Source organism: Tetragenococcus koreensis, from assembly GCF_003795145.1.
Classification (GTDB): Bacteria; Bacillota; Bacilli; order Lactobacillales; family Enterococcaceae; genus Tetragenococcus; species Tetragenococcus koreensis.
The window spans coordinates 1,290,511-1,316,660 of sequence record NZ_CP027786.1; the positions used below are offsets into that span (position 1 = coordinate 1,290,511).

Sequence of the window (26,150 nt, forward strand, 5' to 3'; positions counted from 1 at the left end):
GTTATAAAAAAGTGCTTGAACCTGATAAATGAAGGTCAAGCACTTTTATAATCGTTAATATTACTCGTTTACTAAAACAATTTGTCCGAATTTGCCTTTTTTATTGTAGTTTTCATAGGCTTCTTCCGCGTCCTCCAGTGAATAAGTAGCGTGTAGTGGTACTATCATTTCACCTTTTTCAACAAAAGGCAGCACTTCTTTTTCCACTGCGCGAATAGCTGTCGCTTTACCTTCTTTCGGTCTTTTGCGTAACGCTCTACCGTAAACCGCTGCTTGCTTAAAGGCAAGTTTGGATATATCCACATTGGCATCTGCGCCACTCATGAAACCAATACAAATAATTCTTCCCTGATAATTTAAGGCATCTATATTGGCTGCAAAATCTGCAGCTCCAATTAGTTCTAAAATAACATCATAAGGCCCATAATTTTCCATATCGGCTGGAGCAATCACTCCATCTGCTCCTAATTTTTTGGTCGCTTCTCTGGTATCAGGATTTCTAACTGATGCAATCACTTCTGCGCCTATTGACTTAGCAATTTGTACAGCTGCGACTCCGACAGCGCCAGCAGCACCAGTAATTAGCACACGTTCTCCCGGACGTAGGTTACCTTTAGTGCTTAAAGCATCATGCGCGGTAATAAAAGCTTCTGGAAAACTACCTGCTGCTTCCCAACTCAATGACCTAGGCATTGGCATTAAGAAACGTTCGTTAACAGCGATGATTTCAGCCTGCGCACCTCCACTAACTAACCCCATAACGCGGTCTCCAACAGAGAATCTTTCAGTTTCAGGCCCAATCTCAACGACTTCACCAGCAAATTCTAAACCAGGAATATCAGCCGGAGCATCGACAGGAGCAGGATAACCACCCATTTTTTGCATGACATCTGCGTTATTCATGCCAGCAGCGTGAATTTTGACTAGAACTTCTCCTACACTTACTTGCGGAGCTTCCCGTTGTTTAACTGCGATTTCGTTATTTTCTGTTATCGTTACAGCCTTCATTCTATCTCTCCTTACTCCTATTTTTAATAGAGTACCTTTATTTATCTTAGTGGTTAAACAAATGACGGTCAAATTTTTTGGATAAAAATGTTATGTTTTCATTTGTCTATTTCAATATAATGGGCCACTTATCTTACAAAGTCACCCGCCTATCCATATTTTCTATACATTTCTAATAAAGTAAACTATGCTACACTGTTAATGAAACTTTTCAGATATGAAAACAAAAAAAGTGAGGAAATATAAATGAAAACTTTTGAATTATCGTTAAAGACATCTGAGCCAAATATGCCGAGTTCAATTAATGTATACCTACGAGAAAATGTGACTGCAGAGAAAGAATCATTTCCTGCAGTGGTTATTTGTCCCGGCGGAGGGTATGAATTTATAGCCTCTGTAGAATCTGAACCACTAGCTCTAGCTTTTCTTTCACAGGGCTTTCAAGCTATCGTTTTGAACTATACAACCATGCAAGATGGGCTGCAAAAAAATTTCTTAAATTCAAATATCTTACAAATAGCAAAAACCTTCGAAATCATTGAACAAAACAAAGATGAATGGCAAATTGATCCAAATAAAATTTTCTTATTAGGTTGTTCTGCGGGTGGACATCTGGCAGCTTCTTATTCAACGAGTTGGCATACAATTAGGAGTGATGACCATTCTGTTAATCTGCAGCCAAGGGGAACCATTCTCTGCTATCCTGTTACTGGATTTGAATTTGGCTGGCCAAGGAATACGTCGCATTTTGATTTTTTAATTGAAGATTTGAAAGAGTTTGAAACGCCTGACAAAATAAATCAAAACACGCCCGATACTTTTATCTGGCATACAGCAAATGACCCCTCGGTTCCAGTCTTAAACACCTTGAAGTATTGTGAAAAATTAGAAGAAAACGACATAAAATTTGAATGTCATATTTTTGAAACAGGACTCCATGGTTTATCCTTAGCTACAAGATCATCGGCAAAATATATGACACAAGATTATATTGATTCAGATATTGCAACGTGGTTTCCAACATGTATAAAGTGGCTAAACAAACGTCTTTAATAAAATAGCTTATAGTATAGCGGGTTGGCTATAGAAATGAAAAGTAAAATATCGATTAAAAAAGAGAGTCCCTTTATTGAAGGGAACTCTCTTTTTTGGCAATGAAATTGTATTGAAATTTTAAGGATACTCGAAGCTCTCAGTTCATGTTTGAAAAGAACACGATTATAAAATGCCTCATATTTCTTCTTTTGAAATCATCCGCAATTGCTGCTCTTTAAACTCATACACTTCATCAGCCACTTTTTCTACAAAATAAGGATCATGAGAAGTGAGTAAAACTGTGCCTTCGTATCCAGCTATTAATTTTTCTAAAGCTTCGGTTGTTTTCAAATCAATGAAATTTGTAGGCTCGTCTAATACCAGTACATTTGAAGGGCGAGCAAATAGTAATGCAATCGACAGTCTAGTTGCTTCACCTCCACTTAAACCAGATAGCGGCTTGCTTACCTCGAATTGAGCAAAATTCAAATTATTTAAAATACTACGAACAAGGCTTTCCGGATATTCCGTATGCTTCATCAAAAAGGACAAAATCGTTTCATCACCAAATAATTTATAATCCATTTGACGATAAACTGAAAAAACTACTTTAGGCGATAAAATGATTCCTTCATTATTATTTACAATATAATCAAGTAATGTCGACTTGCCGATGCCATTTTCACCAACAATCGCTATTTTCTTTCCTAAACTGAATTGAAAATCAACTTTATCCAAAAGAATTTTATTACCCGCAACTAAATGAAGGTTTTCGCCACGGATCGGAAACTTATTATGAATTTCCACTGATTTTGGCGAAGGAAAAGCGATCTCTTGCTGTTTTTCATTCGGTGTTACTTCTTGTAGCTTGGACAAACGTGCTTCCATTGATTTAGCAGTTTTTTGCATGTTCTTTTGTACGGTATCTTTTTGTTTTGAAGAAGCCAGGCGATCAGGACGAATATTTTGCTGCTTTTTCTTATTGGAAACTTTGCTTGCTTTTTCTGCTTGTTCTTTCTTTTTCGTAATAGCTGTTTCTAAACGTTTTTTCTCTTGCAAATAGTTTTCTGTCGCCCGTTCATTTTCGATATATTCTAATTCTTTCTGTTGTTTGTAAGAATCATAGTTACCCTCGTATTCAACGACTTTACCATCTTGAACTTCCCATATTTTGTTTGCCAATTGGTTCAAAAAGTAACGATCGTGGCTTACAAACAATAAAGTTCCATAATAATATCGTAATTCTTCCACTAATTTTTTTATACTTTCTTGATCAAGATGTGTGGTAGGTTCATCCAGCAAGAGCCCCATTTGATAAACCGAAAGAAGCTGAGCCAAACGAAACTTCGATTCTTCGCCACCACTTAGTGTCTGAACATTATTTTTAGGGATAGCAAACTGGCTTACCAATTCCCAATCGAGTGAATCTATATTAAATAATTCATCAAGCTCAGCTATTTGCGGATAATAATTAAATTCTGTTTCCCTTTGTACCTCTCCTTCTGGTATCAAATCGCCATGAATGATTTTTAGTAACGTGGACTTTCCTTGTCCGTTTCCTCCAATGATGCCAATTCGGTCATTTTCGTAAACAGATAATTCTTCGATATTTAGTATTTCTTTTGCTCCAAAATTTTGTTGTATATTCGTTAATTTAACGGTTAATTTTTCCATAGTGCGTTCCTTTCTTACTTAGGAAAAGGAAAAATGAGCACACAAAAAGGGATAGTCTTCTACGGAACTATCCCAGCTATTTCAGTTTATATTTATCAGAAAAGTATACACTCATCCCTTGAAATCGCCATTCCTAAGACTTTTGAATTTAATATTTAATTATTGATTCAAAAGTAAAAAACGCAATCTCATAGATGCAACCATTGTATACTTCCCTCCTTCATAATTTTCATCCTAATAGTAACTTAATCGTTCAAAAAAGTAAAGTTTTTGCTTGTTTAAGTAGAATTAACACTCATTAAAATAATAATTATTATATTTATTTTTCCAAAGTCGATTCATGAACCATATTTTTTTGAATATTAAAATTAGCTTCGTATTTGTTCTTTTCTACAAAGACTAATATAAAATTAACTAAAAGTGGAATTGCGATAAACCAAATGCTGTGAGCACCATAAAAATACCATGAAAAATAGCCAACGACCACACCTATGTAAAAACTTAAAAATGTACTACCATAAAATTTTGCTTTTTCTAATTTTTCTCTTCTTTCAGGATTATTTTTTGTCATAAAAAGACATTCCATTATTGAAATTGTCGTTTGCTTCAGGTTATTTGTGCAAAAAACCGTAGCGCTCGCATATCCCTTAGCGCCTTTAAACACGCACCATTGGAACGCAGTAGCAAAGAAAAAAGGATATAGCGCAATAACAGGATCCATGCTAAGCGGGGAAAAACCAACGATAATAGCTGCCATAAAATCAAAAAAAATAGCAAGGTATCGCTGGTCTAATTTGCCTTTTTTTTCAAGTATAGTGGCTAAAACTATGCCGCTTATAAAAATTAGAACAGCTAGCAAACGGATGATTGCCCCTGTCAGATCTTTTCCTAGAATATTTCCTACCATTTCAATTAAATTAACTGTTTGGGCTTGGCCAAAATTTCCCATACGACTTACGATTGCATATACACCAAAAAAGCCACCACAAAGTGTGATCATATAGTGAATATAGGCATCCATTTTCTTCATATTTTTTAGGATTTTTTCCAATGACAAACTCTCCTTTGGTCTATTTGTTTTTTTAGAGAGTAAAATCTCTCATTCTTTTGGTGTTAATCCTAAAAAATAAGAATTAACAACATGCATAAGAAGCAGTGATTTATTGTTTTTGACTCTCGTTTGACTTGTAATATAACAATTTACTCTATCAGAAAATACACACTCCATTTTTGGCAAAATAATTCTTTAAAAATCTTTTCCTTTGTTATGTATAGTCCGTAATATCTTTTTTGAACGAAACGCAAAAAAATCGCTAAGGACAAAAGCAAAAAAAGAGAGCATCCTATGATCAGGATACCCTCTAAAAGCTGATAAATCAGCGTTTTTATTATTCCACAGCGTTGGTATCTTTGAAACCGTATTTTTTGTTGAAACGGTCCACTGGTCCATCTGCTTGCGTGAATTTTTGTCGTCCAGTATAGAATGGATGTGAATCAGAAGTTACTTCAACACGGATTACTGGGTAAGTATTGCCGTCTTCCCATTCGATGGTTTCTTCTGAGTTTTTTGTTGAACCTGACAAGAATTTAAAGCCGGTTGTTGTGTCCATAAATACAACTGGATGATATTCTGGATGAATATTTTGTCTCATATTATTACGCTCCTTTGCCCTGAGTTATTTACTAAATCAGAGTTATTTCTTTACAACACGAATATCTTAACATTTTTTATTGGTGGATGCAATTAACTTTTATCTCTTGTATGTGTCAAATTTTCTGAGGTTGAATAAAAAAGAGGCATTTTGGACAGCCACTATTTATTTTTTGATCGTTCATAAGCCTCCCTTGCGGTCGGCTGGCCCCATTACTTATGATGGAAAAAAGCCCCTTTCCATCATAAGTAATGGGGAGTTGGATTTAATTGCTTAAGATTGTTCGAAAACTGGCCTAGCGGGGAACTCTTCGCATAGCCTTCCGCGATTTGTCCACTAAAAACTCCTTCATGCGAATAAAATTTCGGTTTTTTCTGAACAGCGCGTTTCATCTTTTTCCACTTTTGTTCCCGCTCAACGTCCTTCTGAGGGAGTTCATCATATTGATTGAGCCATCCGTTAATTTCATGGTTTCGAAGACTATCAATCACTTGAATCATAGCGGTGGCGCCTGTCTTCGTCCATAATCGTCCTTGCCGTTTCATTCGATAGGTGATTTTTCGATGCGTACTTTCAATGGTGCCAATACAAGCTTGGGGATCTTGAACCCCTCGATCTTTCAGCGGACGTAAATAAGGCCAGTTCCGTACGAAATACGCCGATAGAAGGCGCAGCTGCTCATTCGCTTTTTCTTCGTCTTCCACGATCAAACTCTCCGCAGTATCTAAACATGTTTGGACTTTATCCCAATCATACTGTCGAAGGGCTTCCTGTATTTTCGGTTGAAGTTGGGGGACGAAATACAAACGCTCTTTGACTTTTCGCTGCACGTGATAGCGATCGCGGAAGTGCTCATGTCGTAAACAACCGAGCGCCAATTCGTCAAAGACCGCTTTTTCATAACCTGAACCCCCATCACTGTTGGAAACCACAACCGTATCTCTCAAATCGTAATTCGCCTGGAGATAATGCATCATTTCTCGTTGGGCTTTTTGTCGATTCAGATCACTGATAAAATGCGGGTGGATCAAAGTCGAGCGTTTGCCTTCTTCCTGTTTTCCTTCACACACTTGAAAACGATGAATTTCGAGTGGTTGTTTTTTCTGTCCATGAATTCGCACACCGTCCCCTTCCAGGTAAAGAAACGGCACTTTTTTCTTCTCTACAACCTCGTCATAACGTTCTTCTCGCGTGCTTCTTGCTTGAATAAGTTTTCCGGTTTGAACAACGAGTTGTTGGACATTTTGATGGCTCATACTCCACGACGTTAAACAATCAACGGCTTTTGCGACATGGCGATAGACCATCATCGAACCTAACTCAGCGACGTTTCGCAGCACCAATGAACTATAACGGCTTCCTTTACGAATCCCTAAAAACTTATCGAGCGGGTAATAAATATCGCCTGACGCGTTTTTCATTCGTCTTCGATGGAAGGTCACGGTGCCAAAAAGAAAGGTTACCGTCCGGGAGCTTTTTCGATCACTTTGATAGCCTTGCGCTTTGGCTTCGATAAAAAGCTCATCATCTAACTGGCGAAAGGCCTCTTGTGCTAAGAAAATGATCAGTTGGGAAAAGAAGTGCATCATCGCCTTTTCTCGTCTTAAAAAGGAGGTTTCCTCCTTCATTACTTTAACTAAATCTGTTATAATAGACTCCATAAGAAACCGCCTCTGTTATTAGTGCCTGTCACAGCCCAATAACTAGAGTAACGGTTTCTTTTTTATTCGTCTAGGGTTGACCTCAATAAATTTTACACTTAGTTATCTCTTTGTTTCTTCTATTCGTAATTTCTATCTTTTTATATTTCTTTTGGGCTTTTTATCGGTAAATGAAACATCATGGAAAGTATCTAAGAATTCTTGATTGGTTTTCGTTTTCTTTAAGAAACGGATAAATTGTTCGGTATATTCTAATGAATCACCAAGCATATTGTTCCGTAAACGCCAAGTTTCTTCCAATTGTTCTGGGCTCATCAATAATTCTTCTTTACGCGTACTTGAACGTTTCAAATCAATTGCTGGGAAGATGCGTCGTTCTGCTAACTGACGGGAAAGGTGCATTTCCATATTTCCCGTACCTTTAAATTCTTCATAGATCACATCATCCATCCGACTACCTGTATCGACCAAAGCAGTTGCTAAAATCGTTAGGCTGCCGCCTTCTTCAATGTTTCGAGCTGCCCCAAAGAATTTTTTGGGTTTGTATAAAGCAGCTGGATCAATCCCACCGCTTAGTGTCCGGCCACTTGGTGGTACGACCAAATTATATGCTCGAGCTAAACGAGTAATACTATCCATTAAGATAACGACATCGCGCTTGTCTTCTACTAAACGCATCGCCCGCTCTAAAACTAGTTCTGAAACGCGCGTGTGGTTATTTGGTTGTAAATCAAAAGTAGAGTACACCACTTCGCCATTTACACTACGTTCTAAATCCGTTACTTCTTCAGGACGTTCATCAATCAACAGAACGATTAATTCTACGTCCGGATAATTTTCTGTAATTCCATTAGCAACTTCTTTTAAAATGCTTGTCTTTCCTGCTTTAGGAGGCGCAACGATCAGTCCGCGTTGACCAAAACCAACGGGTGAAAATAAATCCATAATACGCGTAGAAACTCGTCCTGGAGTTGTTTCTAAGGTAAAAGGTTTTTCTGGATAAAGAGCTGTCAATGCTGGAAAATGAGGACGTTTTTTTGCTTCTTCCGGATTTTTTCCGTTTACACTTTCAACGTGCATCAATCCGTAATAACGTTCTGATTCTTTAGGTGGACGTGCTTTTCCGGCGACCTTATCTCCGTTTCTTAAACTGAAACGACGAATTTGTGAATTCGAAATATAAATATCTTCGGCACTCGGACCATAATTGATGGGTCTTAAGAAACCATAGCCATCTTGCGAAATGATATCTAAGATCCCTTCCATATAGAAGAAGCCTTGTTTTTCCGCTTGAGCACGGATTACAGCTAAAGATAATTCTTTTTTATTCATTTGGCTATAATACGAAATCTTAAAATCGCGCGCATAATTATAGATTTCTTTTAGCGTCATATTATCTAATTCCGCCATCGTTAAATAATCGCTCATTTTGTCTCCTCTTCCATTTCTATATCGGCTCCTAGTTTGGTTAGTTTTTCTATAATATGATCATAACCACGTAAAATATAATCTACTTTTCCAATGGTTGTGGTTCCTTGAGCCATCAAGCCCGCAATGACCAAACAAGCTCCTGCCCGCAAGTCAGAAGCTTCGACTTCTGCCCCGTGCAATTGACTCGGACCATTGATGATCATCGTATTTCCTTCAATCGAAGCATTAGCACCCATGCGTACTAACTCGGGGATGTGGTTAATCCGTTTTGAATAAATCGTATCAATAACTTCAGAAGAGCCATTGGCTTTTAATAAAAGCGGAGTAAGCGGCTGCTGTAGATCAGTTGCCAAGCCCGGATAAGGATACGTTTTGACTGTTGCCGGACGTAAGTTCTCCGTTTTTGGAACATAAATCGTATCTTCTGTGATATCAAGTTCTACACCAATTTCTTCTAATTTAGAAATATAGCTGTCTAAATGTTCATAAATAACGTTTTTGATTTTAATGCCTTCTCCACAAGCAGCGGCCAGCGCTAAATAAGTTCCGGCTTCAATTCGATCAGGAATAATTGCGTGCCGACAACCGTGTAAGCTTTCGACGCCTTCGATGCGAATTTCATTAGTACCAGCGCCACGAATTTTTGCGCCCATATTATTTAAAAGGGTGGATACATCGATAATTTCTGGCTCTCTTGCTGCGTTTTCGATGATCGTGCGTCCTTTAGCTTTTACAGCAGCTAGCATCACATTAATCGTTGCACCAATAGAGACCATATCAAGAAAAATGCGATCCCCCTGTAGACCTTCTTCTGGAGTACGTAAATACATAGCCCCATGTTCATTAGTCACTTGGGCACCTAACGTTTCAAACCCTTTAATATGTAGATTAATTGGTCGCGGTCCTAAATCACAACCGCCCGGTAAGCCAACGACTCCTTCACCGAATTTCCCTAACAATGCTCCCATAAAGTAGTAAGAAGCGCGTAAACTATTAATTTTTCCACTTGGCATTGGGACTGAGACGATATGAGTTGGATCAATTTCTAGTTGATTATTTTCAAAGGTTGTTTTAACACCCATGATTTCGAGGATTTCAATTAAGGAATGAACATCTTGGATATCGGGAACTCCTTCTAAGATCACCGGAGAATCCGCTAATATTGCAGCAGGAATCAACGCGACAGCACTATTTTTAGCTCCGCTGATGGTTACTTCACCTGACAACGGGCGTCCGCCGTGAATTGCAAATTTTTTCATTTATTTTCACCTATTAATTATTATTTGATATACATACGAACTTATTTTACCACAATGTAAGCTTTGAAAAAAGCTAAAAAAACTCACGGACCCATGTTAAGATCCGTGAGAGTCATCGAAAGGATAAGTTACGCTTTATTAGCTGAACCGAACCAGTCAATATGGTTTTGCGCTTCTTTAATGATTGCTTCTTTACCAGGTGCTAATAATTTACGAGGGTCAAAACCTTTACCTGCTTGGTCTTTACCTTCTTCAATATATTGGCGAGTTGCTCTAGCAAATGCAAGTTGGAATTCAGTATTTACATTAACTTTTGAAACGCCCATTGTGATAGCTTTTTCAATTTGATCTTGTGGAATTCCTGAACCACCGTGTAGTACCAATGGCACATCTTTACCTACAGCATCAGTAATTGCTTGTAAGTGATCGAAGTCTAAACCTTTCCAGTTTTCAGGGTATACACCATGAATGTTACCAATTCCGCAAGCTAAGAAGTCGATGCCTGTATTTACCATTTGGATACATTCGTCTATATCAGCTAATTCGCCTGTACCAACAATTCCGTCTTCTTCGCCGCCGATTGTTCCTACTTCACACTCAACAGACATGCCTTTTGCGTGGGCTCTTTCAACAACGTCTTTGGTTTTTGCCAAGTTTTCTTCAAATGGTAGTGAAGAACCATCAAACATAACTGAAGTATAACCAGCTTCAATACATTCTAGTGCATGTTCATATTCACCGTGGTCTAAATGAAGTACTACGGGAACAGTAATGTTCATTGATTCGATTAGGTCTTTGACCATATTAACAACTAATTTATAGCCGCCCATATATTTTGCAGCACCCATAGAAGTTTGAATTAATACTGGTGCGTTTTTTTCTTGCGCAGATTGAAGGATCGCTTGGGTCCATTCTAAGTTGTTTGTGTTATACGCGCCGATCGCATATCCATTTTTACGAGCTGCCTTAAAGATTTCTGATCCTGATACTAATGGCATAATTGTTTCCTCCTAAATTTTAATTGAACGTTTTTTGTTAAGACTTGCTTAACCAACATCCTTATTTTAGCAAATTATTCAAACTTTTTCTACTAAATCTAGCGGATTCTATCGATTTTACAATTTTTTCGCGTGCTAAGAGCTGCGGCAAAGGAAAATTTTCAGAAAAAAGAAGTATTTATCTTTTTATTTTTGAATTAATTGCTAAATGAATCCTCTTTATTTGTTTAGTGATTGAATGTGTAGTACTTCAGCTGACTAACTAAAAAATCTCGAAGAGCCGAGATAAGCTTTTCGAGATAGGATATTTTCTAGTTTTGTTCCTTTGTTTCCATTGCTGCACCTACAAAAGCTTTAATTAGTCTTTGTGGGCGGTTTGGACGTGAAATTAATTCAGGATGGAATTGGCAGCCAACAAAGAATTTGTTTTCAGTAACTTCTACAATCTCTACCAAATGATTGTCTGGAGAGACCCCAGAAAAACTCATCCCATTTTCTTTAAAGATTTCGCGGAATTCATTATTAAATTCATAACGATGGCGATGGCGTTCTTGTACAACTTCATCTTGATAGGCTTGAGCAGTTTTGGTTCCTGCTTGAACTTTGCAAGGATACAAACCTAAACGCAATGTTCCTCCCATATCTTCTACACCTTCTTGATCGGTCATAAGATCGATAACGTTGTATGGAGTTTTTGGATCTCTTTCCGTCGTATTGGCATCTTTTAATCCAATGACATTTCGAGCAAATTCAACACACGCCATTTGCATACCTAAACAAATACCTAAAAATGGTATGTCATTTTCACGAGCATAACGAATTGTCTCAATTTTTCCTTCGATACCGCGATCACCAAACCCGCCAGGAACTAAAATTCCATCTGCTTCTTTTAATTGTTCGGTGACATTTTCTTTACTGATTTCAGCCGAATTAATTAAATCAATTTGAACTTTAGTATCATGGAAAAAGCCAGCATGTTTTAATGATTCAACCACTGAAAGATAAGCGTCTGGTAATTCGACGTATTTACCGACCAAAGCAATTCGTACAGTCTTTTTCAAATGCAAGACACGATCAATGAGTTCTTGCCATTCGGTCATATCTGCAACGGGTGCATCTAATTTTAAATGGTCCAAAGCGATTTGATCCATCCCTTGTTTTTGCAAATTCATCGGAATGGAATATAGCGTATCTACATCCAATGATTCAATGACCGCTTCGGGCGCCACATCACAAAATTGAGCCAATTTATTTTTAGTACTTTGATCGATCGGTTCTTCTGTTCTTACTACTAAAATATTCGGTTGGATGCCTAGTCCGCGCAATTCTTTTACACTGTGTTGTGTTGGCTTAGTTTTCATTTCGCCAGCTGCTTTTAAATAAGGAATTAGCGTGGTGTGAACATAAAGTACATTATCTGGACCTACATCAGCTTTCATTTGACGTAGTGCTTCTAAAAAAGGTAAGGATTCGATATCGCCAACTGTACCGCCTACTTCTGTAATGATTACATCTGAATCAGTCATGTTAGCTGCTCGCATGATTTTTTCTTTAATTTCATTCGTAATATGCGGAATCACTTGAACCGTAGCCCCCAAGTACTCGCCTTTTCTTTCTTTGCGAATCACTTCAGAGTAAACTTTTCCTGTGGTTACATTGGAATATTGGTTCAAATTAATATCAATAAACCGTTCATAGTGTCCTAAATCCAAATCTGTTTCTGCGCCATCATCAGTGACAAATACCTCACCATGTTGATACGGACTCATCGTCCCCGGATCCACATTAATATAAGGATCAAACTTTTGGATAGTTACTTTCAATCCACGATTTTTCAATAAACGGCCTAGTGAAGCCGCTACGATTCCCTTTCCGATAGACGAAACAACGCCGCCAGTGACAAAAATGTATTTGGTCATAATTAAAAACTCCTTATCCTTTTTTCAGGTGCTTAATTTAGAAATAAAAGAAAACTCCCTATTCGGTTTGAATAGGGAGCATTATTTTCTAAAACGATCGTAGCTCTTTTATTATAAGAGCGCCCAAGCAAAATATTACCTTGTTCAATTTAGAAAGTCAATCGTTATAGTAATTTTTATTAATAAAGTTCTAAATATTGTTCTCGTTCCCACTCTGACACTGTTTGTCTAAAGGCTGCCCATTCCATTTGTTTTGCTTCAATAAAGTTTTCATAAATATGAGAACCTAAGGCGTCAATAATAATTGAGTCATCCTTTAACTCTTTAAGAGCATTATGCAAGGTAGAAGGTAAATCAAAAATTTGTGCTTTTTCGCGTTCTTCTTCCGTCATTACATAAATATTGCGGTCCACACCTTCTGGAGGAACTAACTCATTTTGAACCCCATCTAAGCCTGCTTCTAATAAAGTGGCTAGTGCCAAGTAAGGATTGGCTGAAGGGTCAACTGACCGTAATTCCAAACGAGTAGACAACCCGCGCGAAGCAGGGACGCGAATTAATGGTGAACGGTTGTGACCAGACCAAGCGACATGAACCGGTGCTTCGTAACCTGGAACTAAACGTTTGTAAGAGTTAACCGTCGGATCACAAATAGCGGTGTATGCCCGTGCATGTTTGATTAATCCCGCTAAAAACTGATAAGCAATTTTACTTAACTCCATCTCACCATTTTCATCATAAAAGGCATTTTCGTTTCCTTTAAATAACGACATATTACAATGCATTCCCGAGCCGGCAATGCCGTCCATGGGTTTAGGCATGAAAGTAGCATGCAGCCCATATTTTCTAGCAATTGTTTTAACAACTAGCTTAAACGTTTGGATACTATCACATGCATCGATTGCATCTGCGTATTTAAAGTCAATTTCATGTTGTCCTGGTGCAGCTTCGTGATGAGAAGCTTCCACCTCAAAACCTAGTTTTTCTAATTCTAATACAATATCACGTCGACAATTTTCACCTAAATCCATGGGTGCAAAATCAAAATAACCGCCATGGTCATTTAGACTTTTGGTGATTTTTTCCTCTTGATCTAGTTGGAATAAGAAAAACTCTGGTTCAGGTCCCAACTCAAAAGAAGTATAGCCTAAATCTTGCATATGGTTCAAGATACGCTTCAAATTTCCCCGCGGATCGCCAGCAAAAGGCGTTCCATCTGAATTGTAAATATCACAAATTAAACGAGCAACTTTGCCGTGTTCAGCTTCCCAAGGAAAAATCATCCAAGTTGTTAAATCTGGAAATAAGTACATATCGCTTTCTTCGATACGGACAAATCCCTCAATGGAAGAACCATCAAACATCATTTTATGATCCAGTACTTTATCAATTTGACTGATTGGCACTTCCACGTTTTTTATCATACCGCTAATGTCGGTAAACATTAAGCGTAAAAAACGGACGTTTTCCTCCTGGGCAATTTTTTTGATCTGTTCTGCAGTATAGTCTACTTTTGGCATCTAATTTTCCTTCCTTTTCCGCGGTTTGTAATAAAGATCTATAAAGTACTATAAACTATAATTTGGGGTACTTCGTATCAAATGAATTTTTGGGATTCAACCCCCCTTGGGATAGGATTTCATCGTAAAAAATACGCCTGACATCTTTGTCTGTTAACGGTTTTTTGTTTCTGGCTTTTTTCTCTTCTTCTTTTTGCATCCGATAGACGCGCTTGATACCGGCCATGTTTAACCCGTCAGAAAGATAATCTTTAATTTCAAGCAGCACATCGATGTCATTTAAGGAATACAAGCGTCGATTACCTTCACTTCTTTCAGGATAAATCAAATTTTGCTCTTCATAGTAACGAATTTGACGTGCACTTAAATCCGTTAATTTCATGACTGTACCAATTGGAAAAACAGACATTGAACGTCGCAGCTCTTTTTCACTCATACGCTTTCTCCTCTTTCCTTAAGATGGTCAATCTACTTAGCAACTATACCAATTGCTGCGTTTTCTGTCAACTATTTATGTCATGAAACCTGACACAAAAAAGAACAGCAGGATAACCCTACTGTTCCTCTTTCGTTTGATTCATACGAGTGATGGCAAAAGAATGCTCTTTGGCAAAACCTTTGATTAAATATTGCTGTGATTCTTCTTCAAAATCAGTAGAAACAACCAAGGTATTTTGTTTCAACTGTTCTAATAAACGTCCTTCATCTGGTGTCAAAACCAAGGTATATGGCTGTAATTTTTCCATCATAATGGATTTGATCGCCTCGGTCAGCTTTTCTTTGCTTGTGGGATCATTAGCTGAAAGCAAGACATTGGGAAATAAGGTTGGCACAAATTGGTCATCTTCGATTAAGTCTGCCTTATTGTAAACAGCCAAGGTCGGAATCTGGCGCAGTTGTAAATCATCCATCAGCTGCATCACCGTCTGTTCTTGTTGTTGTCGATTAACTGCGGAAGCATCAATCACATGCAACAACAAGTCCATATTTTGACTTTCTTCCAAAGTGGAATGAAAAGCGTCTACTAATTGGGTAGGCAAATCTTGAATAAACCCAACTGTATCCGTGATGGTTACTTCAAAACCTTCTGGTAACCGCCATTTTTTAGTTAATGGGTCCAAAGTAGCAAACAATTGATCTTTTTCATAAGTGTCAGCACTGGTCAATAAGTTTAGCAGAGTGGACTTGCCTGCATTGGTATAGCCGACCAAACCAATTTGATAAACTTGTTGTTCATTCCGTTGTTGCCGAGTTCGCCTGCGATGGGCTTCTACTTCTTTTAATTCTCGTCGAATACTTGTCATTTTTTTACGAATCAGCCGTCGATCCGTTTCTAACTTCGTTTCACCTGGCCCTCTAGTGCCAATGCCACCGCCCAGACGCGATAACGTTTTGCCTTGTCCGATAATGCGTGGAAATGAATATTCCAATTGTGCCAGTTCCACTTGCAGTTTTCCTTCTTTCGAACGTGCACGTTTCGCAAAAATATCTAAAATTAATTGAATCCGATCAATCGTTGGCGTTTCTAATGCTTCTTCAATTAATTGACCTTGTCTAGGCGTTAATTCTTGATTAAAAATCACCAAATCGACATTTGATTCATCTATTAGTTGGCGTAATTCTTTCAGTTTTCCTTTACCAATAATCGTTTGATGGTCTACATGGTCGCGATTTTGCTCAACGGTAGCAGTAATTTCTCCATTTGCTGTTTGCGCCAAATTTGCTAATTCCGCCATTGAGTCTTCAAAGGTCTGAAAATTTTCTGAGGTCTGTACCCCGACTAAAATAACTTGTTCTGCTTTAACCATTATACACCTCCAACCACTGCGCGACTTCATTTTTTATCGTTGCCATTGCTTGCGGATCGGCCAGTAAATCAAACCAATGAAATGACATTCGATTGTTAAACCAGGTTAATTGTCTTTTAGCATAACGTCTTGAATTTTGTTTAATAGTTTCAGCCGTTTCTGCCAGTGTTTTCTCGCCAGCAAAATAAGGACAAAATTCCTTGTAGCCAATACCTTTTGCTGCTTGACTATCAGGATACGTTCCGACTAACTTTGCTTCCTCGATTAACCCGTTTTGCAGCATACGATCCACTCGTTCATTGATTCGTTCATATAAAACGGAGCGTTCAGTAGTTAGACCGATCATAAAACTGTCGTATAATTTTTCAGGGATTTTTTTAGGCGCAGCAATACTTTCTCCGGTGATTTCCAACACTTCTAGCGCCCGAACCAACTTCCGCTGATTGTTGATATGAATTTTTTCTGCTGCTATAGGATCTCTTTTTTGCAACAGATCAAACAGTGCTTGGGGCCCTTCTTCTTGAGCGAATGTTTCATACTTATGACGAATAGTATCATCTTGCTCTTTTTCAGATGCTCCTAGTTGATAATCATAAAGGAGAGATTGAATATACAACCCAGTCCCTCCAGCAAGTATAGGTAAATTCCCTCTATTGTAAATTTCTGCAATTTTTTGGCGACCTTGTTTTTGAAAATCAGCAACAGAATAACGGTCTCCTATATCACAAATATCAATTAAATGATGTGGGATTGCTTCTTTTTCCTGCTCAGTAATTTTAGCCGTGCCAATATCTAACCGACGATAAATTTGCATGGAATCCCCACTAATGATCTCACCACCAAATTTTTTGGCCAGTTGAATACTAAGCGCGGTTTTTCCTACAGCAGTCGGTCCTGCAATCACTAACACTTTTTTCATGTTTTTTATTGGTTCCTTCTCTTTGCCGACAATATTTTTTCCGGATAGTCGGTAAATACACCAGCAACTTGTAAATCCATCACTTTTATTAACGTTTCTTCATCATTAATTGTCCATGGACGCACATCAATGGGATAATTAGGCACTTCAGCATCATGGTCTAAAGTCCAGTCAATTCTTGGATGGATTCCTTTAATATACGAACGATCCAACGCCATTGTAGGTGCTTCTTCAGAATTTCTCATCACCAGATCAATCCGTATTTTAGGTTCAATTTTATGAATTCGTTCTAACGTATTAACATTCAAGCTGCAATACCAATAAGTAAATGGCCATTCTTGGCTAGTCATAAGATTTGCGACTTTTTCTTCAATACCTGGATATTCTTCTACGTTTGTCTTAAATTCAATTTCTAGAATTCCCCGATAATTGCGCGCAATTAATAAGTCTAGAACTTCTTTTAGCGTCGGGACCTTGGTTGATTCATACTTTTCATCAAACCAACTACCTGCATTTAATGCTTTGATTTCCGCAAGAGCTTTATCTTTAATAGCTCCCTTACCATTGGTTGTACGATTTACTTGTTCATCGTGCATGACAATTATTTCATCATCTTTGGTTAATTGAACGTCTAATTCAATTCCTTCTGCTCCTGCACGAATCGCTTCAGCAAACGAAGGCAACGTGTTTTCCGGCCTGGTTCCGCTGGCTCCTCTATGAGCAAAAATTTTCATCGTTCTCACTCCAATCAGAGTTATTGTAACATGTATCTATAAAATCAACAAAAAAAGAAGAAACAACGCTCGTTTCTTCTTTTACACGATTATAGAGGTTTGGAAAAATAAGTTAACGGTTCGTCGCTGACCTTTTTCATTTGGTTCTTTTTTTCATAGATCATTTCGGTCAACTCGTCTGAAAGTTCTTCAACTAACATACGTGCACCCTTAAAGGTATACCCACCAATTTGAACAGTTTCTTCAGGGGATAAAACGACTTTCCGCGTGGCGATTCGTCTAAAAAATTCGTCTAGAAAATAATTAGGTAAATAAAAGCTGTTTTGTGCTGCAAATGAATGTAAATAAATGTAATCGTCCACGGTAATATAACAGTCATCAAACGCATTAAAACTAGTATATTGTTCCATCATAATGACGCGCTTGTCCAAAATTTCCGTGATCTTTTTGTTCAATAAGACCAGTGTTTCGATCTCTTTAACTTTGTGTTCAAGCATTCGTCGTTTTTCATCTTTACGTTCATCATATCGTATACGTAAATTAAATGTGATAACCACAATCAATGAACCGACGAATACCCCCAATAAACCTGCAATAAAAATCTCCATCTAACTTGCCTCCTTATTTTAAGAATCATTGATGATTTTATCTTACCAAATTTTCTTGCCTATATCCAAGATTTTATATTTGACCTTTATTGACCATGTGTGTATACTAGCTATTAGAAAAGATAATTTGACGGAATAAAGCACTTTTTTAAGCGTCAAAATTGTCTATGATTTAAAAGGAGGAACATTAAATGAACTTGATTCCAACAGTAATTGAACAATCATCCCGTGGGGAAAGAGCGTATGATATATACTCTCGTTTATTAAAAGACCGCATTATTATGCTAAGTGGTGAAGTAACGGATGATTTAGCTAATTCTATCATCTCACAACTATTATTTCTAGATGCACAAGACTCTGAAAAGGACATTTATTTGTATATTAACTCGCCAGGCGGCAGTGTTACAGCTGGTTTTGCGATTTATGATACAATCAACTTTGTCAAAGCAGATGTGCAAACTATTGTATTAGGAATGGCAGCATCTATGGGAAGTTTCTTATTAACAGCTGGTACTAAAGGCAAACGTTTTGCTTTACCAAATGCTGAAATTTTGATTCACCAACCATTAGGTGGTGCGCAAGGACAAGCAACTGAAATCGAAATTGCTGCCCGTCACATCCTAAAAACTCGCGATCGCTTAAATGAAATCTTAGCTGAACGCACAGGTCAATCACTTGACGTCATTAAACGTGATACCGATCGTGATAACTATATGACTGCTGAAGAAGCTAAAGAATACGGCTTGATCGATGAAATCATGACTAATAAATAAACAATAAATGAACGCGCCATTGTCTTTACTAAATTTAGTAAGGGCGATGGCGTTTTTTTGTGTTTTATTAACGCTTCAGGTCAAAAGATTTGTACTACATTGATTGTAGAGGCTCCAACTATCATAGTGCTAATTTTTTCGTTACTGCAATGAATTAATAGTCATTTTTATACTCAGGATATTTTCCGCTCAGATAATCTTGCCCTAATTGGCAATAGTGGTTCACATTTTCTTTATTTTTTTCAATTTCTTCTGCGGTTAACTCACGGACTACTCGTGCCGGCCGTCCTAAGGCTAAACTGTTCGGTGGAATAACGGTCCCTTGAGTTACTAGAGAGCCTGCTCCGACCATGCTATTTTTGCCTACGACGGCATTATTCATTACAATTGAGCCCATACCAATTAAGGCGCCATCTTCAACTTTACAACCATGTAGCAAACATTGATGCCCCACTGTAATATTATCGCCAACTTCACAAGGAGTACCATGATCAACATGAATCACTGTCCCGTCTTGAATGTTCGTCCGATCCCCGATTGAAATAGGCGCACAATCCCCTCGAAGCACACTATTATACCAAACAGTTACTTCTCTTCCCAGAATTACATCACCAACAAGTGTAGCATTTCCTGCGATAAAATTTTTCATTGTCTACCTCGTCCTTTCTTCTTGAGTATATCATAACTAATATTCATCTTTATAGCTGAACTTCTACATTGAACATGACTATCTCATATAATAATGTGGTCAGATTTTGCTGTCGGCATGGTTATACGAGGGATAAAACGCTAACTGACTCTCTATGTTCGAAAAATAAGAAGCGTATCACACACTCTCTCTGAGAAGCAAAAGATAGAAAAATTTTTAAGGAGAATAGCTGGCGAAAATTTATATCATTAGTTGAAGAAAACAGTGGTATAAAAAGAAAATAACCACATAAGAACAGCAAACTAGTGGGACAACTTGTAAGTTATACCACTAGTTTGTCAAAGTAATGTTCTTATTTTAAGAAAACAAGATGAAAAAAGAGATTTTGGCTAAATTTAGCACATAAGAAAGCAAAAATGATGGTATAAAAAAACAGTTATCCCACTAGTTTATGAAAGTCATGGTATAACTCCAGTAAATTCGATCCTTGTCAAAGATTTGTTTCTTCATAATACTAAAGGCAACCAGCATCTCACACATTTTTTCTACAACGTAAGAGCTCTTTTTCCACTATGAAATCTCAACAAATTTTACATTTAATTTTGTGTTAATAGACGCCACTTCATAGAAAAAGCGACGCTAACTTTTCCAGCAGCGTCGCTTTCTTTTTATTCTTGATCGGCAAATTGGCTGTTGTACAAGTTCGCATAAAAGCCGCCTTTAGCAAGTAAGGTATCGTGGTTCCCTTGTTCGATAATTGATCCGTGGTCCATAACTAAAATTAAGTCCGCATCGCGAATTGTTGATAAACGATGGGCGATAACAAAGCTGGTACGTCCTTGCATTACTCTATCCATCGCTTTTTGGATCAACGCTTCTAGCCGAGTATCGACTGAACTGGTTGCTTCATCTAAAATTAAAATTTCAGGATCAGAGATAACTGCCCGTGCGATCGTTAATAATTGTTTTTGTCCAAGAGAAATATTATCCCCTTCAGAACTGATCTCCATATCATAGCCTTCTGGTATCGTCCGGATAAAATGATCGACGTTGGCTGTTTTCGCTGCATCAACGACTTCATAGTCTGTTGCATCTAATTTACCAAAACGGATATTATCTGCGATCGTTCCGCCGTAAAGCCAAGCATCTTGTAATACCATGCCAAACAATGAGCGAACGTCACTACGATCCATTTTTTTCGTATCAATCCCATCGATTTTTATTGCCCCTTCATCAACATCATAAAAACGCATCAATAGGTTGATTATTGTGGTTTTACCAGCACCCGTCGGTCCGACTATAGCTACCGTTTGACCAGCTTTTACGCTGAAGTTTAAATCTTCGATCAATGGTTCGCTCGCTTTATAAGAAAAACTAACATGATCAAATTCAACGTTTCCACGAACGTATTCAGGTAATGATATATCATGTTCATTTGTTTTTTCTTCTTCTTCATCCAAGACTTCAAACACACGGCGAGAAGAAGCCGAGGCACTTTGCAACATCGCAGATAATTGTGTAATGTTCCCCATTGGTTGGCTGACTTGCCAAATATATTGGATAAAAGCTTGTAACTGCCCTACTACGATCGCTCCACTAAGTACATTCAAACTCCCGACAACTGCAATAACAATATAAGTTAAATAAGCCGTTGATTGAACTAATGGTATCATAAGCCCCGAAATAAATTGCGCTTTGAAACCATTTTTTTTAACTGAACGGTTTACCTTCTTAAAGTTTTCAGCGTTAGGATGTTCCTGTCCAAAAAGTTTAATGACATTAAAACCTGTCATGTGTTCTTGCACATATCCGTTCATTTCACCTAATGAATTTTGCATCCCATTAAAGTATTTTTGCGATCTTGAAATAACAAACCGCGAAATAAAGAAGGAAGCTGGAATCATGAGTATGGCAGCTAGAGCCATGTAAACATTGATATAAAACATCATTGAAACAGATAATACGATACTCAATATAGCATTTACTATTTGCACTAATGATTGTTGCAAAGCTCCACTGACTACATCCACGTCATTGGTTACCCGTGAAAATACATTTCCTTGTTGGTGGGTATCAAAGTAAGAAACCGGCAAACGATTAATTTTCTCAGAAATGTCTTTCCGTAAATCTTTCATGGCGGATTGTACCACCCCTGTCATCAGTAAACCAGCTGAAAGTTGCGAACCTCCATAACCGATACCGATCACTATAATTGCAATGACTGTTTGTTTAATGTAAGCAAAGTTTACAGGATCGCCATTTGCAATGTTTCTACTAATCTCTGTAGTTGGCAACCCGGTTACATAAGGCAGTGCCGTATTAAAGGCAACCGTTGCAACTGTAAAAATCATAACTAAAATAAATTTAAATTTGTAGGGTTTTAAATAACGTCCTACGCGCATTAAAGAAGAAAAAGTATTCATTGTCCTAATTCCTCCTTCGATAATTGAGACGAAGCAATGTCGTAGTACACAGAGCTAGTTTTTAACAGCTCTTCATGTGTTCCTTCCCCAACAATATTTCCTTCGTTCAATACAATAATTCTGTCCGCGTTCATAATGGTGCTGACCCGTTGAGCGACAATCAATACCGTTGCATCGGTCGTCTCTTCATTAATTCTCTCACGTACTTTGGCATCTGTAGCAAAGTCCAGAGCAGAAAAACTGTCATCAAAGATATAAATCGCTGGTCTTCTTACCACAGCCCGCGCAATTGCTAAACGTTGCTTTTGCCCGCCGGAAAAGTTTGAGCCACCTTCAGCAATTTGTGTGTCTAAACCATCAGATAACTCAGAAACAAATTCAGTAGCCTGCGCAACATCTAAGGCTTCTTCTAATTCAGCATCTGTTGCATCTTCTTTCCCATAGCGTAGGTTGTCTCTAATCGTCCCCGAAAAAAGGACTGCACTTTGCGGGATAAAACCAATTTTTTTACGTAAAGCATCTATATCATAATCGCGAACATCGACGCCATCAACCAAAATTTCCCCTTCACTAACATCGTAAAGTCGCGGAATGAGTTGGATCAATGTAGATTTCCCACTACCTGTACTACCGATAAAAGCGACTGTTTCGCCAGGACTTGCTGTAAAACTTGCATCGCGGATCACTGGCGATTCCGCATGGCCTGGATAAGCAAAAGTAACATCATCAAATGCAAGATAACCTTCTGTTTCTGTTTTTGTTACGCCATTTTCTTTATTTTCAATAATCGGTAAAGTATCCATTGCTTCTTGGATCCGATTAGCTGAAACTGCTGCTCTAGGATACATCATAAATATTGTAGAAAACAACATGAATGAAAACAGAGCATGGAAAATATATTCAATAAAAGCAATCAAATTCCCAACTTCCAATGTGCCAGCGTCAATTTGGACACTTCCTTGCCAAATGATATAAGCCATAACGATATTAAATAGGAAGAAAAAACCTGGTTGAGCTGAAGACATCAAACGAAATAGGTTTTTCGAACTTTTTTCGTAAGCATCATTTACTTTGCCAAAACGTTTTTCTTCAAAATGTTCATTGACAAATGCGCGAATAACACGCAAACCTGACAAATTTTCACGTAAAATATTATTAATTCGGTCAAGGTTACTTTGTTGCTTTCTAGATAAAGGATTTGAAAAACCTGCAATGGCTACAACACCAATCAATAAGAAAGGTAAAGCAAGCAATACATAAGTCCCTAAACTCCCACTAGTTCTCATCACCATATACAAACTAGCAATAAACATCATGGGTGTCATAAATCCGGTCCGCAAAAAGTTTTGCATAAACAACATAATTTGGTAAGCATCATTAGTTACCCGAGTAATCAATGAAGAAACGCCTAATTGTTCATACTCGTTATGAGAATAATTCTGTATTTTCACAAAAAGGTCCTGACGAATTGAGGCTGTGACATTGGTGGTAATACGTGTCATAAAATAACCCAGTGAGACATTCATCAACACACCAACAATGACCACCACTAACATGGTTATGCCTATTTTTTTAATATACGCATCATCATTATTGGCAACACCTACATCGATCATTTGACTTAGTAATGTAGGTAAGCCTAATTCAATAAGAATAAACCCGAAAACACAGATGAAATTAAAGAATAATAGCCCTTTGTTTTTCAAGGTATAATGCAACATTAATTTCAAAATTACTCCCTCCTTTTCTTGTACAATTACTTTAAAGATAGCACATAGCGTCGAAAAAAGTAAAGAAAATAAGAAGCGAAATTAACAAGTTTTTTCAATAACTTTTTCATACGCACAAGCCCGGTTCTTTTACTAACGGTGTATGCTATATTTTTCATGTAATTTTCCGTTTTTGACACCTCATTTCTATACTTATTTTTATTTGTGTGATAAACTATCAATGGACAATTGGTTCCAACTTAAGAGGTATCATAGGCTATTTTATTTTGAACATTTAATACCTTATTATGTTGCCAAAGACGGGTTAAAGTTGGATCAACGAATGCTTATTAAGTTAAGTGAAAAAAGTCAAATAAATACAAGATAGAATATAAAGGAGAACAGATACATGATCTACAAAATTTTTTATCAAGAAACAAAAGAGCGCAACCCACAAAGAGAACAAACACACTCTTTATACGTTGACGTTGACAATGATGTGACTGCTCGTCGCATTGTTGAAGAAAATACCCCATACAATATCGAATATATTCAAGAATTAACCGGAAATCACTTAGAGTATGAAAAAGAACATACTGATTTCCATATAACGGAGTTTTAGTATGAAATTATCGCTTAAAAACAACGAAACAGGTGTTTTCGCTGTTGGCGGACTAGGAGAAATCGGGAAAAACTGTTATGGGGTTCAATTCCAAGATGAAATTATCTTAATCGATGCAGGAATTAAATTTCCAGAAGATGAACTACTTGGTATTGACTATGTAATTCCTGACTATAGTTATATTGTTCAAAACATCCAAAAAATAAAAGCTTTAGTGGTGACTCACGGTCACGAAGATCATATTGGTGGGATTCCTTATTTGCTAAAACAAGTAAATATCCCCATTTATGCAGGTCCACTAGCTTTAGCTTTGATCACAAATAAATTAGACGAACATGGTCTATTGCGTGAGGCAGAACTTCATGAAATTAATGAAGACACTGTGATCCGCTTTCGCAAAACTTCTGTCAGCTTCTTTCGGACAACACACAGTATCCCTGATGCCTTAGGTGTTGTTGTCAAGACGCCGTCAGGAAATATCGTTGAAACTGGTGATTTTAAATTTGACTTTACACCAGTAGGCGAACCGGCAAATCTTCATAAAATGGCAAAGGTTGGTGAAGAAGGCGTTCTTTGTTTACTTTCAGATAGTACGAATGCAGAAATCCCTACTTTTACCAAGTCTGAAAAAACGATTGGCGCTTCGATCATCAAAATTTTTGAAAAAGTAAAAGGCCGTATCATTTTTGCTAGTTTTGCCTCCAATATCTTTCGTTTACAACAAGCTGCAGATGCCGCAGTTGCAAACGGTCGTAAAATTGCCGTCTTTGGTCGTAGCATGGAAAATGCGATTGCCAATGGACAACGTCTTGGTTATATCAAGGTTCCAGAGGGAACGTTTGTTGATGCACGCGAATTAAATTCTTTACCTGCAGATAAAACAATGATTTTATGTACAGGATCTCAAGGTGAACCTATGGCGGCTTTAAGTCGTATTGCCAACGGGACTCATCGCCAAATTCAGATACAACCAGATGATACCGTGATCTTTTCTAGTTCACCAATTCCGGGAAATACAACGAGCGTCAATCACTTGATCAACCTGTTATTAGAAGCTGGTGCTGAAGTTATTCATGGAAAGATCAACAACATTCATACTTCTGGTCACGGTGGCCAAGAAGAACAAAAATTAATGTTGCGTTTGATGAAGCCTAAGTACTTCATGCCTATACATGGTGAATTTCGTATGTTGAAAATTCATAGCCAATTGGCAGAAAATACTGGCGTGCCCAAAGAAAATTGTTTCTTAATGGAAAACGGAGATATGCTTGCATTAACTCCGGATTCAGCACGTCCTTGTGGCCACTTTAATGCTGGCGATGTTTATATCGACGGCAGCGGAATTGGCGATATCGGCAATATTGTTTTAAAAGATCGTCGAATTCTTTCTGAAGAAGGTTTAGTAATAGCTGTTGCAACCATCGATAAAAACAAAAAAGAAATTCTAGCGGGTCCTGATATTCTGTCACGTGGATTTGTTTACATGCGTGAATCAGGTGAGTTGATTAAGAAAGGACAGAATATCCTTTACAATGCATTACGTGATGCATTGAATCAACCAGATGTCAGTGAATATAAATTAAAAGAAGCAATGAGCCAAGCACTACAGCCATTTCTTGTCGAACAAACACAACGTCACCCAATGATTTTATCTATGCTTATGACACCAGATGATTAACTCAAAAAAGCAGCCAAAAAGGCTGCTTTTTTTTGAAATGAATTTTCAAGTAAACTTTAACTAGTAACAA

22 protein-coding genes are annotated in these 26,150 nt (G+C 37.6%); 4 read left to right on the forward strand and 18 right to left on the reverse strand.

Going from position 1 to position 26,150, the window contains the following annotated elements:
- Positions 1-60 precede the first annotated feature (60 nt).
- The gene (locus C7K43_RS06225) at positions 61-1,008 is read right to left on the reverse strand and encodes a zinc-binding dehydrogenase (RefSeq protein WP_124006077.1); all 948 of its coding nucleotides are present in this window, start codon (positions 1,006-1,008) and stop codon (positions 61-63) included.
- A 246-nt stretch (positions 1,009-1,254) separates the two neighbouring features.
- Here C7K43_RS06225 and C7K43_RS06230 point away from each other — a divergent pair, with 246 nt between their 5' ends.
- A complete protein-coding gene (locus C7K43_RS06230; RefSeq protein WP_226996753.1) occupies positions 1,255-2,061 on the forward strand; it encodes an alpha/beta hydrolase in 807 nt (268 codons plus the stop codon).
- 177 nt (positions 2,062-2,238) lie between these two features.
- Here the strand turns inward: C7K43_RS06230 and abc-f are convergent, their stop codons facing one another.
- The 14 genes from abc-f to C7K43_RS06300 all read right to left on the reverse strand — a co-directional run bounded on the left by abc-f (position 2,239) and on the right by C7K43_RS06300 (position 18,226).
- A complete protein-coding gene (gene abc-f / locus C7K43_RS06235) occupies positions 2,239-3,717 on the reverse strand; it encodes a ribosomal protection-like ABC-F family protein (protein ID WP_124006078.1) in 1,479 nt (492 codons plus the stop codon).
- A 319-nt stretch (positions 3,718-4,036) separates the two neighbouring features.
- Entirely contained in the window at positions 4,037-4,768 is a 732-nt protein-coding gene (locus C7K43_RS06240) for a YoaK family protein (RefSeq protein ID WP_124006079.1), read from the reverse strand.
- 337 nt (positions 4,769-5,105) lie between these two features.
- Positions 5,106-5,369, reverse strand: a complete 264-nt coding sequence (locus C7K43_RS06245) for a type B 50S ribosomal protein L31 (protein ID WP_124006080.1) — start codon at positions 5,367-5,369, stop codon at positions 5,106-5,108.
- A 242-nt stretch (positions 5,370-5,611) separates the two neighbouring features.
- Positions 5,612-7,030, reverse strand: coding sequence for an ISLre2 family transposase (locus C7K43_RS06250; protein ID WP_124006081.1), 1,419 nt, complete (start codon positions 7,028-7,030; stop codon positions 5,612-5,614).
- A 132-nt stretch (positions 7,031-7,162) separates the two neighbouring features.
- Positions 7,163-8,458, reverse strand: coding sequence for a transcription termination factor Rho (rho, locus tag C7K43_RS06255; RefSeq protein ID WP_124006082.1), 1,296 nt, complete (start codon positions 8,456-8,458; stop codon positions 7,163-7,165).
- Positions 8,455-9,720: a UDP-N-acetylglucosamine 1-carboxyvinyltransferase gene (locus C7K43_RS06260; RefSeq protein WP_124006083.1), complete on the reverse strand. Its 1,266-nt coding sequence runs from the start codon at positions 9,718-9,720 to the stop codon at positions 8,455-8,457. The genes rho and C7K43_RS06260 overlap by 4 nt, the downstream gene beginning before the upstream one ends.
- Before the next feature lie 128 nt (positions 9,721-9,848).
- Positions 9,849-10,718: a class II fructose-bisphosphate aldolase gene (locus C7K43_RS06265; RefSeq protein ID WP_124006084.1), complete on the reverse strand. Its 870-nt coding sequence runs from the start codon at positions 10,716-10,718 to the stop codon at positions 9,849-9,851.
- A 311-nt stretch (positions 10,719-11,029) separates the two neighbouring features.
- Positions 11,030-12,637, reverse strand: a complete 1,608-nt coding sequence (locus tag C7K43_RS06270; protein WP_124006085.1) for a CTP synthase — start codon at positions 12,635-12,637, stop codon at positions 11,030-11,032.
- Positions 12,638-12,816: 179 nt separating this feature from the next.
- Positions 12,817-14,157, reverse strand: coding sequence for a type I glutamate--ammonia ligase (glnA, locus tag C7K43_RS06275; RefSeq protein WP_124006086.1), 1,341 nt, complete (start codon positions 14,155-14,157; stop codon positions 12,817-12,819).
- A 55-nt stretch (positions 14,158-14,212) separates the two neighbouring features.
- Entirely contained in the window at positions 14,213-14,593 is a 381-nt protein-coding gene (locus tag C7K43_RS06280) for a MerR family transcriptional regulator (RefSeq protein WP_124006087.1), read from the reverse strand.
- 118 nt (positions 14,594-14,711) lie between these two features.
- Complete coding sequence (gene hflX / locus C7K43_RS06285) at positions 14,712-15,965, reverse strand: GTPase HflX (RefSeq protein WP_124006088.1); 1,254 nt, start codon at positions 15,963-15,965, stop codon at positions 14,712-14,714.
- The gene (miaA, locus tag C7K43_RS06290) at positions 15,958-16,884 is read right to left on the reverse strand and encodes a tRNA (adenosine(37)-N6)-dimethylallyltransferase MiaA (RefSeq protein ID WP_124006089.1); all 927 of its coding nucleotides are present in this window, start codon (positions 16,882-16,884) and stop codon (positions 15,958-15,960) included. The genes hflX and miaA overlap by 8 nt, the downstream gene beginning before the upstream one ends.
- Before the next feature lie 5 nt (positions 16,885-16,889).
- Positions 16,890-17,618, reverse strand: a complete 729-nt coding sequence (locus C7K43_RS06295) for a glycerophosphodiester phosphodiesterase (protein WP_124006090.1) — start codon at positions 17,616-17,618, stop codon at positions 16,890-16,892.
- A gap of 89 nt (positions 17,619-17,707) precedes the next feature.
- On the reverse strand, positions 17,708-18,226 hold the full coding sequence (locus tag C7K43_RS06300; protein WP_124006091.1) for a hypothetical protein: 519 nt from the start codon (positions 18,224-18,226) through the stop codon (positions 17,708-17,710).
- Between the two features lie 191 nt (positions 18,227-18,417).
- On the opposite strand from C7K43_RS06300, the gene clpP reads away from it, so the two are divergent.
- Positions 18,418-18,999 carry an ATP-dependent Clp endopeptidase proteolytic subunit ClpP gene (clpP, locus tag C7K43_RS06305; RefSeq protein ID WP_124006092.1) on the forward strand — a complete coding sequence of 194 codons (582 nt, stop codon included), beginning with the start codon at positions 18,418-18,420 and terminating at the stop codon, positions 18,997-18,999.
- 154 nt (positions 19,000-19,153) lie between these two features.
- Here clpP and C7K43_RS06310 read toward each other — a convergent pair whose 3' ends face one another.
- From C7K43_RS06310 to C7K43_RS06320, 3 genes are all read right to left on the reverse strand, one after another.
- Positions 19,154-19,648: a gamma carbonic anhydrase family protein gene (locus C7K43_RS06310; RefSeq protein WP_124006093.1), complete on the reverse strand. Its 495-nt coding sequence runs from the start codon at positions 19,646-19,648 to the stop codon at positions 19,154-19,156.
- Positions 19,649-20,316: 668 nt separating this feature from the next.
- On the reverse strand, positions 20,317-22,071 hold the full coding sequence (locus C7K43_RS06315) for an ABC transporter ATP-binding protein (protein ID WP_124006094.1): 1,755 nt from the start codon (positions 22,069-22,071) through the stop codon (positions 20,317-20,319).
- Positions 22,068-23,801, reverse strand: a complete 1,734-nt coding sequence (locus C7K43_RS06320) for an ABC transporter ATP-binding protein (protein ID WP_124006095.1) — start codon at positions 23,799-23,801, stop codon at positions 22,068-22,070. Before C7K43_RS06320 ends, C7K43_RS06315 begins: the two co-directional genes overlap by 4 nt.
- Positions 23,802-24,189: 388 nt before the next feature.
- On the opposite strand from C7K43_RS06320, the gene C7K43_RS06325 reads away from it, so the two are divergent.
- Positions 24,190-24,402: a DNA-directed RNA polymerase subunit epsilon gene (locus tag C7K43_RS06325; RefSeq protein WP_124006096.1), complete on the forward strand. Its 213-nt coding sequence runs from the start codon at positions 24,190-24,192 to the stop codon at positions 24,400-24,402.
- Between the two features lies 1 nt (position 24,403).
- A complete protein-coding gene (gene rnjA / locus C7K43_RS06330) occupies positions 24,404-26,080 on the forward strand; it encodes a ribonuclease J1 (RefSeq protein WP_124006097.1) in 1,677 nt (558 codons plus the stop codon).
- The last annotated feature ends 70 nt before the right edge of the window (positions 26,081-26,150 follow it).

Bases quoted from the DNA above. Each gene is read 5' to 3' on its own strand.
- C7K43_RS06225 (WP_124006077.1), bottom strand. From the start codon at position 1,008: ATGAAGGCTGTAACGATAACAGAAAATAACGAAATCGCAGTTAAACAA.
- C7K43_RS06230 (WP_226996753.1), top strand. From the start codon at position 1,255: ATGAAAACTTTTGAATTATCGTTAAAGACATCTGAGCCAAATATGCCG.
- abc-f (WP_124006078.1), bottom strand. From the start codon at position 3,717: ATGGAAAAATTAACCGTTAAATTAACGAATATACAACAAAATTTTGGA.
- C7K43_RS06245 (WP_124006080.1), bottom strand. From the start codon at position 5,369: ATGAGACAAAATATTCATCCAGAATATCATCCAGTTGTATTTATGGAC.
- C7K43_RS06250 (WP_124006081.1), bottom strand. From the start codon at position 7,030: ATGGAGTCTATTATAACAGATTTAGTTAAAGTAATGAAGGAGGAAACC.
- rho (WP_124006082.1), bottom strand. From the start codon at position 8,458: ATGAGCGATTATTTAACGATGGCGGAATTAGATAATATGACGCTAAAA.
- C7K43_RS06260 (WP_124006083.1), bottom strand. From the start codon at position 9,720: ATGAAAAAATTTGCAATTCACGGCGGACGCCCGTTGTCAGGTGAAGTA.
- C7K43_RS06265 (WP_124006084.1), bottom strand. From the start codon at position 10,718: ATGCCATTAGTATCAGGATCAGAAATCTTTAAGGCAGCTCGTAAAAAT.
- C7K43_RS06270 (WP_124006085.1), bottom strand. From the start codon at position 12,637: ATGACCAAATACATTTTTGTCACTGGCGGCGTTGTTTCGTCTATCGGA.
- glnA (WP_124006086.1), bottom strand. From the start codon at position 14,157: ATGCCAAAAGTAGACTATACTGCAGAACAGATCAAAAAAATTGCCCAG.
- C7K43_RS06280 (WP_124006087.1), bottom strand. From the start codon at position 14,593: ATGAGTGAAAAAGAGCTGCGACGTTCAATGTCTGTTTTTCCAATTGGT.
- hflX (WP_124006088.1), bottom strand. From the start codon at position 15,965: ATGGTTAAAGCAGAACAAGTTATTTTAGTCGGGGTACAGACCTCAGAA.
- miaA (WP_124006089.1), bottom strand. From the start codon at position 16,884: ATGAAAAAAGTGTTAGTGATTGCAGGACCGACTGCTGTAGGAAAAACC.
- C7K43_RS06295 (WP_124006090.1), bottom strand. From the start codon at position 17,618: ATGAAAATTTTTGCTCATAGAGGAGCCAGCGGAACCAGGCCGGAAAAC.
- C7K43_RS06300 (WP_124006091.1), bottom strand. From the start codon at position 18,226: ATGGAGATTTTTATTGCAGGTTTATTGGGGGTATTCGTCGGTTCATTG.
- clpP (WP_124006092.1), top strand. From the start codon at position 18,418: ATGAACTTGATTCCAACAGTAATTGAACAATCATCCCGTGGGGAAAGA.
- C7K43_RS06310 (WP_124006093.1), bottom strand. From the start codon at position 19,648: ATGAAAAATTTTATCGCAGGAAATGCTACACTTGTTGGTGATGTAATT.
- C7K43_RS06315 (WP_124006094.1), bottom strand. From the start codon at position 22,071: ATGAATACTTTTTCTTCTTTAATGCGCGTAGGACGTTATTTAAAACCC.
- C7K43_RS06325 (WP_124006096.1), top strand. From the start codon at position 24,190: ATGATCTACAAAATTTTTTATCAAGAAACAAAAGAGCGCAACCCACAA.
- rnjA (WP_124006097.1), top strand. From the start codon at position 24,404: ATGAAATTATCGCTTAAAAACAACGAAACAGGTGTTTTCGCTGTTGGC.